This is a genomic window from Staphylococcus equorum, from assembly GCF_029024965.1.
In the GTDB taxonomy this organism is placed as follows: domain Bacteria; phylum Bacillota; class Bacilli; order Staphylococcales; family Staphylococcaceae; genus Staphylococcus; species Staphylococcus equorum.
Genome location: NZ_CP118982.1, coordinates 1799892 through 1812287, shown reverse-complemented (window position 1 = coordinate 1812287; position 12396 = coordinate 1799892). Strand labels below are relative to the sequence as shown.

Below are 12396 nucleotides of genomic sequence, written 5' to 3'. Positions count from 1 at the left end.
AATGAGAAATTCTCAAAGTGCTAACGGCATTTTATTTTTAATAGATTAAACTTCTACTGCATCTTCATGTGGTGTAAGTGGATTATTTGGATCAATATGATCATAAAACATTACACCATTAATATGGTCTATCTCATGTTGAACGACAACAGCTGGATAACCTTTTAAACGTAATTTTACGTCATTACCATCTATATCTGTTGCTTTTACTGTGATTCGATATTTACGGTGAACGAGTCCTGGAATGTTTTCATCTACACTTAGACAACCTTCGCCAGTTGGTAAATATGCTTCTTGAACACTGTGGCTCATGATTTTAGGGTTAACTAATGCTAAATCATAACTTTTGCCATCACCGTCATCTGGTAAATAGACTGCTATCATTTTTTTTGCAATATTAATTTGTGGAGCAGCAAGGCCTACTCCTGAGCGAAGTCCATACTTATTAGCTGTTTCTTCATCTTGACTATTAATTAGAAATTCGCGCATAGATTTTAAAGTTTCACGATCTTCGTCAGAAAGCGGTATTGTTACATCTTTTGCTTTTTCACGAAGTGTTGGGTGACCATCTCGGATAATATCTTTCATTGTTATCATTTTGTTCATACACCTTCCTTAATATAAAATATACCAAAGTTTAACGCTTAAAATACAGTGATACATTTGATTTCTTATAAAATATTATATAATATAACACACAAATAAAGGAGGATTTCTCAAAAAATGAAATTAAAGTATAGCATCGGTGCGATACTCGCTTCTACAATGTTAGTAGCGGGGTGTACAACAGACAAAGGTGAAATAGAAGATTATAACGAAAAAGTACAAAAAGCATTTGATGAAGAGAAACCTGTGTCTTCAGTAGGGAAGAAGTTAAATAGTCTTGAACAAGACAAGCAAAAATTAGTAGAGAAAATTAATGGTAAAGACCAAGCAGAAGTGAAGGATACTTCGAAAAAAGTCGTGGACAATGTTGAAGAAAGAGAAAAAACATTTAAAAAAGAAGAAGAAGCTATAGATAACTCAGAAAAAGAATTTGAAAAAGCTGAAAAGCATGTCGATAATATAAGTGATGATGATAAGAAAAAAGAAGTGACACAATTGAATCAAGCGCTTAAAGATAAATACAAAGCACATGATGAATATGCCAAAGCATATAAAAACATTTTGAATAAGGAAAAAGATATGTTTGGCTATACTTCAGGTGATCAAGTGAATCAAGAACAAATAGACAAAAAAGCAGAAGCAGTTTCGAAAGCATATAAAAACATGAATAAAGCATTTGAAAAATACTCAGATGCAATGAATAAAGTGAACAAAGAAAAAGAAGATGTAGATAACCTTTCTTAAATTATAAAGCGGTAAATTTGAATTTTAAATTGCTACGTTATAGCATAAGTTATGAGGGCGCTTACAATTTTAAGGGAATTACTTTATAGCGACTTAGTTTTTAAATAGTACAGCGCCATGAAAAACAGTGGTACAGATTAAAAACTATACTTGTCGTAAGTATTACAGAACTTTTTCAAATTATTTAACAGTGTAACAGTTTTGTGGTACAATATTGAAGGATAAAATAAGTTTCTATTATACGGGAAAGGTATGGTGAATTGAATGGCTCCGAAATTGAAAGCCCAATTCGATGCAGAGAAAGTATTGAAAGATACTGAATCTCAATTTGAAATGATCCAAATTTTGGATGAAGATGGTAACATCGTTAATGAAGATCTAGTACCAGATTTATCAGACGAGCAATTAGTTGAATTAATGGAGAGAATGGTTTGGACACGTATTCTTGATCAACGTTCTATTTCATTAAACAGACAAGGGAGATTAGGTTTCTACGCTCCGACAGCAGGACAAGAAGCTTCACAATTAGCTTCACAATATGCTTTAGAACAAGAAGATTTTATATTACCAGGTTACCGTGATGTTCCACAATTAATCTGGCAAGGTTTACCTTTAACTGAAGCCTTCTTATTCTCAAGAGGTCACTTTAAAGGAAACCAAATGCCTGAAGGCGTTAATGCATTAAGCCCACAAATTATTATCGGTGCTCAGTATGTTCAAACTGCTGGTGTAGCGCTTGGTATTAAAAAACGTGGTAAAAGTGCTGTAGCAATTACTTATACTGGTGATGGTGGTTCTTCACAAGGTGATTTCTATGAAGGTATTAACTTTGCTTCTGCATATAAAGCACCTGCAATTTTCGTTATACAAAACAACAACTATGCGATTTCAACACCACGTAGTAAGCAAACTGCTGCTATTACATTAGCTCAAAAAGCTATTGCAGTTGGTATCCCAGGTATTCAAGTTGATGGTATGGATGCTTTAGCAGTATACCAAGCAACTAAAGAAGCGCGTGATCGTGCTGTTAATGGTGAAGGTCCAACTTTAATTGAAACAATCACTTATCGTTATGGTCCACATACTATGGCTGGAGATGACCCAACGAAATACAGAACATCTGATGAAGATTCTGAATGGGAGAAAAAGGATCCATTAGTTCGTTTCAGAAAATATCTTGAAAATAAAGGTCTATGGACTGGCGATAAAGAAAATGAAGTTATCGACCGTGCAAAAGCTGAAATTAAAGTTGCTATTAAAGAAGCAGACAATACTGAAAAACAAAAAGTTACTGACTTGATGGAAAATATGTATGAAGAAATGCCTCAAAATTTAGCAGAGCAATATGAAATCTATAAAGAGAAGGAGTCGAAGTAACCGATGGCACAAATGACAATGGTTCAAGCGATTAACAACGCGCTTAAAACCGAATTACAAAACGATGAGAATGTTTTACTTTTCGGTGAAGACGTCGGTGTTAACGGTGGTGTTTTCCGTGTAACTGAAGGTTTACAAAAAGAATTCGGTGAAGACCGTGTATTTGATACACCTTTAGCAGAATCTGGTATTGGTGGTTTAGCTTTAGGTTTATCTACTCAAGGATACCGTCCAGTAATGGAAGTACAATTCTTTGGATTTGTATTTGAAGTATTCGACTCTATAGCAGGACAAATTGCACGTACGCGTTTCCGTTCTGGTAACTCTAAACAATCACCCGTTACTATTCGTGCACCATTTGGTGGCGGCGTTCATACACCAGAATTACATGCTGACAACTTAGAAGGTCTTTTAGCTCAATCACCAGGTTTACACGTTGTAATCCCGTCTAACCCATATGATGCTAAAGGATTATTAATCTCAGCAATCAGAAGTAATGACCCGGTTGTATATTTAGAACATATGAAATTATACCGCTCTTTCCGTGATGAAGTACCTGAAGAAGAGTACACAATTGAAATTGGTAAAGCAAGCGTGAAACAAGAAGGTAATGACATTACACTTATTGCATATGGTGCAATGGTGCAAGAATCATTAAAAGCAGCAGAAGAGTTAGAAAAAGATGGTTATTCAGTAGAAGTTATTGACTTACGTACTGTTCAACCAATCGATATCGAAACACTTGTTGCTTCAGTAGAAAAAACAGGACGTGCTGTAGTAGTACAAGAAGCGCAACGTCAAGCGGGTGTTGGAGCAACAGTTGTTTCTGAATTAGCAGAACGCTCTATCCTTTCATTAGAAGCACCAATCGCTCGTGTTGCAGCGGCAGATACAGTTTATCCGTTTACACAGGCTGAAAATGTTTGGTTACCAAACAAAAATGACATCATTGAAAAAGCGAAAGAAACTTTAGAATTTTAATATATATTTAATGAAGTAGGATGATATCAGTTTAATTGATGCACCTACTTCATCCAAATTTATATTTATAGCATGAGATAGTGACTTAATTGTCCATCGCTCAATTTCTAATTTTTGACTTAATATGAATTTTTAGGAGGATAATAACGTGGCATTTGAATTTAAATTACCCGACATTGGTGAAGGTATCCACGAAGGTGAAATTGTAAAATGGTTTATTAAATCTGGAGATACAATTGAAGAGGACGATATTTTAGCTGAGGTACAAAACGATAAATCAGTTGTTGAAATCCCATCACCTGTTTCAGGTACTATTGAAGAAGTACTAGTAGATGAAGGTACTGTTGCAGTTGTTGGTGACACAATCGTAAAAATCGATTCACCAGATGCAGAAGATATGCAATTCAAAGGTAGTGAAAGTGACGATTCAGCAAGTGAAGAAACAGAAGCACCTGCAGAAGAAAGCACTAAAGAAGAAGCACCTGCACAAGCATCTAAAGACGAAGAAGTAGATGAAAGTAAACGCGTTAAAGCGATGCCTTCAGTTCGTAAATATGCTCGCGATAATGGTGTTAACATTAAAGCTGTTTCAGGTTCAGGTAAAAATGGCCGTACAACTAAAGAAGATGTGGACGCCTACTTAAATGGTGGCGGAGAAGCAGCTTCAAATGAAAGCGCAGCTACAGCAACTGAAGAAACTTCAAGTGCAGCACAATCAGCACCAGTTTCTACAGAAGGTGAATTCCCAGAATCAACTGAGAAAATACCTGCAATGCGTAAAGCAATTGCTAAAGCAATGGTTAATTCAAAACAAACTGCACCTCACGTAACATTAATGGATGAAATTGATGTTCAAGAATTATGGGATCACCGTAAAAAATTCAAAGAAGTTGCAGCTGAACAAGGTACTAAATTAACTTTCTTACCTTATGTTGTTAAAGCACTTGTTTCTGCACTTAAAAAATATCCAGCGCTTAACACTTCATTTAACGAAGATGCTGGCGAAATCGTACACAAACATTATTGGAACATTGGTATTGCTGCTGACACAGACAGAGGACTATTAGTGCCTGTTGTTAAACATGCAGACCGTAAATCAATGTTTAGCATCTCAGACGAAATTAACGAACTTGCTGTTAAAGCACGTGACGGAAAATTAGCGGCAGATGAAATGAAACATGCTACATGTACAATTAGTAATATCGGTTCAGCTGGTGGACAATGGTTCACTCCAGTAATCAACCACCCAGAAGTAGCTATCTTAGGTATTGGCCGTATTGCACAAAAACCAATTGTTAAAGATGGTGAAATAGTAGCTGCGCCAGTATTATCATTATCATTAAGCTTTGACCACAGACAAATTGATGGTGCTACTGGACAAAATGCTATGAATCACATCAAACGTTTATTGAATAATCCAGAATTATTATTAATGGAGGGGTAAAATATGGTAGTTGGAGATTTCCCAATTGAAACAGACACTATTGTAATCGGAGCAGGACCAGGAGGCTATGTTGCAGCAATTCGTGCAGCACAGTTAGGTCAAAAAGTAACAATCGTTGAAAAAGGAACATTAGGTGGCGTATGTCTTAACGTTGGTTGTATTCCTTCTAAAGCATTGTTACACGCTTCACACCGTTATGATGAAACTAAGAACTCAGAAAATTTAGGTGTTATTGCTGAAAGTGTTTCACTTAATTTTAATAAAGTTCAAGAATTCAAACAATCAGTAGTTGAAAAATTAACTGGTGGCGTTGAAGGATTGTTAAAAGGTAATAAAGTAGAAATCGTTAAAGGCGAAGCTTACTTTGTTGATAACAATAGCTTACGTGTTATGGATGAGAAAAGTGCTCAAACATATAACTTTAAAAACGCGATCATTGCAACTGGTTCAAGACCAATTGAAATCCCTAACTTTGAGTTTGGAAATCGTGTAATTGATTCATCTGGCGCTCTAAATTTACAAGAAGTTCCTGGTAAATTAGTAGTTGTTGGTGGCGGTTATATTGGTTCTGAACTCGGAACTGCTTTTGCAAACTTTGGTTCTGAAGTTACTATTTTAGAAGGCGCTAAAGATATCTTAGGCGGTTTTGAAAAACAAATGACTCAACCTGTTAAAAAAGGCATGAAAGAAAAAGGCGTTGATATTGTAACTGAAGCTATGGCTAAATCTGCTGAAGAAACTGAAGACGGTGTTAAAGTAACTTACGAAGTAAAAGGCGAAGAACAAACAATTGATGCTGATTACGTATTAGTTACTGTAGGTCGTCGTCCTAACACTGACGAATTAGGCTTAGAAGAATTAGGTCTTAAATTTGCAGAACGTGGATTAATCGAGGTAGACAAACAAAGCCGTACTTCAATTGAAAACATTTTTGCAATCGGTGATATTGTTCCTGGTTTACCACTTGCGCATAAAGCAAGCTATGAAGCTAAAGTTGCAGCTGAAGTAATCTCTGGTGAAGCATCAGAAGTAGATTACATCGGTATGCCTGCTGTATGTTTCACTGAGCCAGAACTTGCTCAAGTAGGTTATACAGAAGCTCAAGCTAAAGAAGAAGGATTAAAAATTACTGCTTCTAAATTCCCTTATGCAGCTAATGGCCGTGCGTTATCATTAGATGACACTACTGGCTTTGTTAAACTTATTACGCTTAAAGAAGATAATACTTTAGTAGGTGCTCAAGTAGTTGGTACTGGCGCATCTGATATTATTTCTGAACTAGGTTTAGCAATCGAAGCTGGTATGAATGCTGAAGATTTAGCATTAACTGTACATGCTCACCCAACATTAGGTGAAATGTCTATGGAAGCAGCTGAAAAAGCTATAGGTTTACCAGTACACACAATGTAATTTCATTGTTGTAACAGATATAACGATAGCCTTGTGGGGGCGGGAATATGAAATCAAATTTTGATTTCTGTCCCGCTCCTTTTTCATTTTAAAATGTAATATCTAAAATAAACTTTAACTATAAATATTCAATGGAAAAGTAGGAGGCATGCTTATATGGAGTATCAATATCCAATAGATCTTGATTGGTCAAATGACGAAATGATGCAAGTTGTGTCATTTTTCAATGCTGTGGAATCTTTTTATGAATCTGAAGTAGAAGGAAAATTATTAATTGATCGCTACAAGCAATTTAAAACAATCGTTCCTGGGAAAGCAGAAGAAAAACAGATTTTTAAAGAATTCGAAAAAAGTAGTGGATATAATAGTTACCAAGCTGTTAAAACAGTTCAAACTGACAACAGTCAAACGTTTTTTAGCGCAACGAAAAAATAACTATTGTCATGTAAGCTATATTCTGATATTTTTATTAAGCATTAAACAAAATGTTTGATAAAAGTAAACAGTATATAGCTTTTTTTGCGAAATTTTATTATAGTGCACGTCATAAAAATACATAATCCTACACCAAATGAAACTCAAGTTATGATTGTTACAACCACGTCATATTTATAGGAGGAAACACAAATGAATCCGTTATTATCTTTCAGCGCAGTAAGTAAAGCTTATGATGATATACCAGTATTAAATAAAATCAATATAGATATTGAGTCAGGTCATTTCTATACATTACTTGGGCCTTCTGGTTGTGGTAAAACAACAATTTTAAAACTTATCGCAGGATTTGAACAAGCCGATGAAGGGGATATTATATATCGAAATCAGACAATTAATCATATACCATCAAACAGACGCAAAGTGAATACAGTATTTCAAGACTATGCTTTATTTCCTCATTTAAATGTCTATGATAATATTGCTTTTGGATTAAAACTAAAGAAAATGAACAAAAGCGACATAAATAAAAAAGTGCAAGAAGCATTAAAACTTGTAAAACTCACTGGTTATGAAGATAGAACAATTGAAAGTATGAGTGGGGGGCAAAAACAGCGTATTGCAATTGCACGTGCGATTGTGAATGAACCAGAAATATTATTATTAGATGAATCTTTATCAGCACTGGATTTAAAATTAAGAACCCAAATGCAATATGAATTAAGAGAAATACAGTCTAGATTAGGTATAACATTTATTTTTGTTACACATGATCAGGAAGAAGCTTTAGCGCTGAGTGATTATATATTTGTAATGAAAAATGGTGAAATTCAACAATTTGGCACACCTACTGATATATACGACGAACCTGTAAATCGCTTTGTTGCAGATTTTATTGGAGAATCAAATATTATTGTGGGTACTATGATTGAGGATTATGTGGTGAACATCTATGGTCAAGATTTAGAATGTGTAGATATGGGTATTTCACCACAAGAGCAAGTAGAAGTAGTGATTAGGCCAGAAGATATATCCTTGGTACAATCAGAGCAAGGTTTATTCGAAGTGACAGTTGTTTCTATGCTTTTCAGAGGAGTACATTATGAAATCAATTGTACTGATAGTAAAGGTTATAAATGGTTAGTTCATTCTACTAAAAAAGCAGAAGTTAATAGTAAAGTGGGTTTATACTTTGAGCCAGAAACAATTCATATTATGGTGCCAGGTGAAAGTGAAGCTGAATTTGATAAGCGTATTCAAAGTTACGAGGAAATAAATCATGCGCAAGATTAATACATATCTATTTATACCCTATATACTGTGGATGGTTTTATTTATCGTTGTTCCAGTAATCCTTCTTGTTTATTTCTCATTCATTGATATACAAGGACATTTTGGATTGGAAAATTATAAAAAGTTGATTTCACTCAAATATTTCAAAATGATTTGGGACTCGGTATGTTTTGCGGCAGCGATTACGTGTATGACGCTACTTATAAGCTATCCAGCTGCGTATTTTATAAGTTCATCTAAATATCAAAATGTATGGTTACTTATACTGATTGTACCAACTTGGATTAATTTACTACTGAAGACCTATGCATTTATAGGCATATTCAGTCATGATGGTATTATCAATCAAATATTGAATGTTTTATCTTTGCCTAAAATGGAATTGTTATTTACTGTTCCTGCGTTTTTAATAGTAGCAAGTTATATTTACATTCCATTTATGATTTTACCTATTTTCAATAGTATGAAGGATATTCCTAATAATATTTTGCAAGCTTCAAGTGATTTAGGTGCGAGCAGGCTAACAACATTTAGAAAAATTATTATACCACTCACGAAGCAAGGCGTATTGACAGGAATTCAAGTCACATTTATACCAGCATTATCGCTTTTTATGATTACAAGACTAATTGCAGGAAATAAAGTGATTAATATTGGGACGGCGATAGAAGAACAATTTCTAGTGATACAAAACTATGGAATGGGTTCTACGATTGCGTTGTTTTTAATTGTATTTATGGCGCTAGTCTTAATTATTACAAATACTAAACCTACGAATGGGAAAAGGTGAATCATATGAAATGGTATGGAAAAATATATATCGGCATATTAATCGCTGTTTTATATGCTCCAATTTTATTTTTAATGGTTTATTCATTTAATGCTGCTGGTAATATGGTTCATTTTGATGGGTTTACTTTAGAACATTATCAATCATTATTTAGTAACGACCGGTTAATGTCTGTTATTTTTAATACGATAGGTGTAGCATTGTTAGCCGCTGCATTTGCTACTGTGATAGGAACACTAGGTGCGATTGGTTTATATCATTTAAAAAATAAAAAAATAAAGGTTTCATTACTTACATTAAATAATGTTTTATTAGTGTCTTCTGATGTTGTTATAGGCGCTTCATTTTTGATTATGTTTACAGCAATCGGACATTTTACTGGTATGGGTCTCGGGTTGATGACGGTACTTATTTCACATGTTGCTTTTTGTATTCCTATTGTGGTAATCATTGTGTTACCTAAACTGTATGAAATGAATAACCATACGTTAAATGCGGCACGTGATTTAGGTGCAACGGAGTTTCAAGTTTTGAATAAGGTCATGTTACCTCAGTTGATGCCAGCAATTATAGGTGGCTTTTTTATGGCATTGACCTATTCATTAGATGATTTCACTGTCAGTTTCTTTGTTACCGGTAATGGATTTAGTGTGCTTTCTGTGGAAGTTTATGCAATGGCAAGAAAAGGTATTAGCATGGAAATAAATGCAATATCTACACTTTTATTTGTCGTGATTATGTTCGGTATACTTGGTTATTATTTAATTAAAAATGTGCTTAAGCATAAAAAACAAGTGAAACGGGGTATATTATAATGAAACGTTTTTTACAGTTAATTATAATTTCTATCATCGTTGGTTTGATATGTTTATTTATCAGTCAAAAATTCACTTCAAAACATCATTCTAGCACTGGTGAAAAAATTTATATTTATAATTGGGGAGAATATATTGATCCTAGCTTGTTAAAACAATTCCAAAAAGAAACAGGAATTGAAGTCGTCTACGAAACTTTTGATTCAAACGAAGCGATGGAGGCCAAAATAAAAAATGGCGGCACTCATTATGATGTTGCTTTTCCGAGTGACTATACAGTGCAAAAATTAAAAAGACAACAATTGTTATTACCTCTAAATCATGAGAAACTGCCTAATATGAAAAATCTTGATTCAGATTATCTCGATATGCCATTTGATGAAGATAATACATATTCAATACCTTATTTTTTTGGTACTGTGGGTATTCTTTACAATAAAAATGTATATCCAAATGATAACTTTGAATCGTGGAATCAGCTTTATAAAGTGAAATATAAAAATGATATATTATTAGTAGATGGTGCGAGAGAAATTATAGGTGTAGCTTTAAATAAATTAGGTTATAGTTTAAATGAGACACATTCATCATATTTAGCAGAAGCTGAGAGAAATTTAACACATTTAGGTCCTAATGTAAAAGGCGTAGTAGGTGATGAAATTTCAATGATGTTAGAACAGCATGAAGCAAATGTTGCAGTAGTATGGAGCGGTGTAGCAGCTCCAATTGTACAACAAAATGAAGAATTTGATTATGTAGTTCCTAAAGAAGGTTCAAATCTGTGGTTTGATAATATGGTTATACCTAAGACAACACAAAATAAAGCAGGTGCCTATAAGTTTATGAACTTTTTATTAGATGCAGAGCATAGTAAACAAAATACAGAATGGGTGGGCTACGCGACGCCTAATAAATCAGCAAGAGCACAATTGCCTGCAAGCATAAAAAATGATGAGCGGTTTTATCCTACAAAGGAAGAACAAGCTAATTTAGAAGTTTATAAAGATTTAGGGAAAGAGACATTAAGTGAATATAATGAAAGATTTTTAAATTTTAAAATGTCACTAAAATAAGTCATAGTTAGTAGTTATTTTATCGTTAATTCGATATAATAGTTTGACAAGCAATATAAGGAGTTGTAAAGACATGTCAGGAGAGCAATATACTCAAGTTAGACGCCCGGTGAGTCGACTAGCAGAAAAAGTATTAGGTTGGTTGAGTTGGATATTCTTATTATTACTAACCATTATTACGATGTTTATTGCACTAGTATCATTTAGTAGTGAAGCATCAATACAAAATTTGGAGACTTCATTGAATGGCAATGATTTTATTCAACAAATATTAGCGAATAATGGATTAAATACAATCCAATTTGTAATATGGCTACAAAATGGCGTGTGGGCGATTATAGTATATTTCATCGTTTGTTTGCTTTTATCATTTTTAGCCTTAATTTCAATGAATATAAGAATTTTATCAGGATTCTTATTTTTAGTCGCAACGATAGTGACGTTACCATTAGTGTTGCTATTTGTACCGCTAATTATCCCAATTCTATTTTTAATCGTGGCAATCATGATGTTTGCACGAAAAGAAAAGGTAGAAACGGTGCCTGCATATTATGCAGAAGGATACCAAGAACGTTTTTCAGATTATGAGCAACAATCAGAACCGAACTCACCTCAATACATTGAAAAGCAACAAACTTCTGACGTAGAACAACAACAAAGTAATGATAATCAATTAAGAAGAGGCGGTTATAGTTCTGAAGTTGCAGAAAAAGTAAACTCTGAAAATAATGCATCTGATGAAGAACCACAAGTACTTTCTAGACAAGCAAAATATAATTATAAGCAAAGAAAACACAATAATGTTAAAGATGACAGTCAAAGTACTGAAGATGAATTCGGTCAAGTTAGCAATGTATATAATGAAGATGGTGAAGCAGTTGCCAACGAAGACCAAAATAGCAAAGATGCAGTAACGAATGAGCAAGAAAAACAACAAGATAATGAAACAGAATTAGAAAATCAACGTATGGCGGAAGAAGAAGCACGCCGTAAACAAGAAGCATACGAAGCGCAACAAAGAAAACAAGCTGAGCAAGAAGAACAACAACGCCGTAAACAAGAAGAAGCAGAAGAAGCTGCAAGATTGAAACAAGAAAAAGCAGAAGAAAAAGCACGTATTAAACAAGAGAAAAAAGAACGCAGAAAACGTGAAAAAGAAAAACGTAAACAACAACCAAGTGCAGCCAATCAGCGTAGAAAGAATTTCGAAGAACGTAAGAAAATCACTTCGCAAGATGCCGAAGAATCACAAGATGCAAAGTCTAAAGAACAAAATGATTCTGAAACAAAAGACAAATCATAATAAAAGTTGTGTTATTTTTAAAACAATTCCATTTGTTATTCGATTAATAAACTCGATTGCTCACATGATGTGCGGCAATCGGGTTTTTATTTATATTGCTCTAACATAATATTATTTAGCGATAG

12 protein-coding genes are annotated in these 12396 nt (G+C 33.9%); 11 read left to right on the top strand and 1 reads right to left on the bottom strand.

Annotated features, from left to right (window positions below; translation table 11 throughout):
* Positions 1–45 precede the first annotated feature (45 nt).
* On the bottom strand, positions 46–597 hold the full coding sequence (gene def, locus PYW44_RS08730; RefSeq protein WP_021338650.1) for a peptide deformylase: 552 nt from the start codon (positions 595–597) through the stop codon (positions 46–48).
* A gap of 126 nt (positions 598–723) precedes the next feature.
* Between def and PYW44_RS08725 the strand changes: the two genes are divergently transcribed.
* From PYW44_RS08725 to auxB, 11 genes are all read left to right on the top strand, one after another.
* Complete coding sequence (locus PYW44_RS08725) at positions 724–1350, top strand: YkyA family protein (protein ID WP_021338651.1); 627 nt, start codon at positions 724–726, stop codon at positions 1348–1350.
* A 264-nt stretch (positions 1351–1614) separates the two neighbouring features.
* Positions 1615–2727 (top strand): pyruvate dehydrogenase (acetyl-transferring) E1 component subunit alpha, encoded by a 1113-nt coding sequence (gene pdhA, locus PYW44_RS08720; protein WP_021338652.1) that lies wholly within the window; start codon positions 1615–1617, stop codon positions 2725–2727.
* 3 nt (positions 2728–2730) lie between these two features.
* Positions 2731–3708, top strand: coding sequence for an alpha-ketoacid dehydrogenase subunit beta (locus PYW44_RS08715; RefSeq protein ID WP_002508003.1), 978 nt, complete (start codon positions 2731–2733; stop codon positions 3706–3708).
* A gap of 148 nt (positions 3709–3856) precedes the next feature.
* Positions 3857–5152 (top strand): dihydrolipoamide acetyltransferase family protein, encoded by a 1296-nt coding sequence (locus tag PYW44_RS08710; RefSeq protein WP_002508002.1) that lies wholly within the window; start codon positions 3857–3859, stop codon positions 5150–5152.
* Between the two features lie 3 nt (positions 5153–5155).
* Positions 5156–6562 carry a dihydrolipoyl dehydrogenase gene (gene lpdA / locus PYW44_RS08705; protein ID WP_021338653.1) on the top strand — a complete coding sequence of 469 codons (1407 nt, stop codon included), beginning with the start codon at positions 5156–5158 and terminating at the stop codon, positions 6560–6562.
* 156 nt (positions 6563–6718) lie between these two features.
* Complete coding sequence (locus PYW44_RS08700; RefSeq protein ID WP_021338654.1) at positions 6719–6997, top strand: UPF0223 family protein; 279 nt, start codon at positions 6719–6721, stop codon at positions 6995–6997.
* Positions 6998–7189: 192 nt separating this feature from the next.
* Positions 7190–8290: an ABC transporter ATP-binding protein gene (locus PYW44_RS08695; RefSeq protein WP_021338655.1), complete on the top strand. Its 1101-nt coding sequence runs from the start codon at positions 7190–7192 to the stop codon at positions 8288–8290.
* Complete coding sequence (locus PYW44_RS08690) at positions 8277–9080, top strand: ABC transporter permease (RefSeq protein WP_021338656.1); 804 nt, start codon at positions 8277–8279, stop codon at positions 9078–9080. The genes PYW44_RS08695 and PYW44_RS08690 overlap by 14 nt, the downstream gene beginning before the upstream one ends.
* A gap of 5 nt (positions 9081–9085) precedes the next feature.
* Positions 9086–9895 carry an ABC transporter permease gene (locus PYW44_RS08685; RefSeq protein WP_021338657.1) on the top strand — a complete coding sequence of 270 codons (810 nt, stop codon included), beginning with the start codon at positions 9086–9088 and terminating at the stop codon, positions 9893–9895.
* Positions 9895–10968 (top strand): ABC transporter substrate-binding protein, encoded by a 1074-nt coding sequence (locus PYW44_RS08680; RefSeq protein ID WP_021338658.1) that lies wholly within the window; start codon positions 9895–9897, stop codon positions 10966–10968. Before PYW44_RS08685 ends, PYW44_RS08680 begins: the two co-directional genes overlap by 1 nt.
* Positions 10969–11041: 73 nt before the next feature.
* Positions 11042–12271, top strand: coding sequence for a lipoteichoic acid stability factor AuxB (auxB, locus tag PYW44_RS08675; RefSeq protein ID WP_021338659.1), 1230 nt, complete (start codon positions 11042–11044; stop codon positions 12269–12271).
* The last annotated feature ends 125 nt before the right edge of the window (positions 12272–12396 follow it).

What these genes read in the sequence shown, in the direction of transcription:
- lpdA (WP_021338653.1), top strand. Translation starts at nt 5,156, where the DNA reads ATGGTAGTTGGAGATTTCCCAATTGAAACAGACACTATTGTAATCGGA.
- PYW44_RS08680 (WP_021338658.1), top strand. Translation starts at nt 9,895, where the DNA reads ATGAAACGTTTTTTACAGTTAATTATAATTTCTATCATCGTTGGTTTG.
- PYW44_RS08725 (WP_021338651.1), top strand. Translation starts at nt 724, where the DNA reads ATGAAATTAAAGTATAGCATCGGTGCGATACTCGCTTCTACAATGTTA.
- PYW44_RS08695 (WP_021338655.1), top strand. Translation starts at nt 7,190, where the DNA reads ATGAATCCGTTATTATCTTTCAGCGCAGTAAGTAAAGCTTATGATGAT.
- pdhA (WP_021338652.1), top strand. Translation starts at nt 1,615, where the DNA reads ATGGCTCCGAAATTGAAAGCCCAATTCGATGCAGAGAAAGTATTGAAA.
- def (WP_021338650.1), bottom strand. Translation starts at nt 597, where the DNA reads ATGATAACAATGAAAGATATTATCCGAGATGGTCACCCAACACTTCGT.
- PYW44_RS08685 (WP_021338657.1), top strand. Translation starts at nt 9,086, where the DNA reads ATGAAATGGTATGGAAAAATATATATCGGCATATTAATCGCTGTTTTA.
- auxB (WP_021338659.1), top strand. Translation starts at nt 11,042, where the DNA reads ATGTCAGGAGAGCAATATACTCAAGTTAGACGCCCGGTGAGTCGACTA.
- PYW44_RS08715 (WP_002508003.1), top strand. Translation starts at nt 2,731, where the DNA reads ATGGCACAAATGACAATGGTTCAAGCGATTAACAACGCGCTTAAAACC.
- PYW44_RS08690 (WP_021338656.1), top strand. Translation starts at nt 8,277, where the DNA reads ATGCGCAAGATTAATACATATCTATTTATACCCTATATACTGTGGATG.
- PYW44_RS08700 (WP_021338654.1), top strand. Translation starts at nt 6,719, where the DNA reads ATGGAGTATCAATATCCAATAGATCTTGATTGGTCAAATGACGAAATG.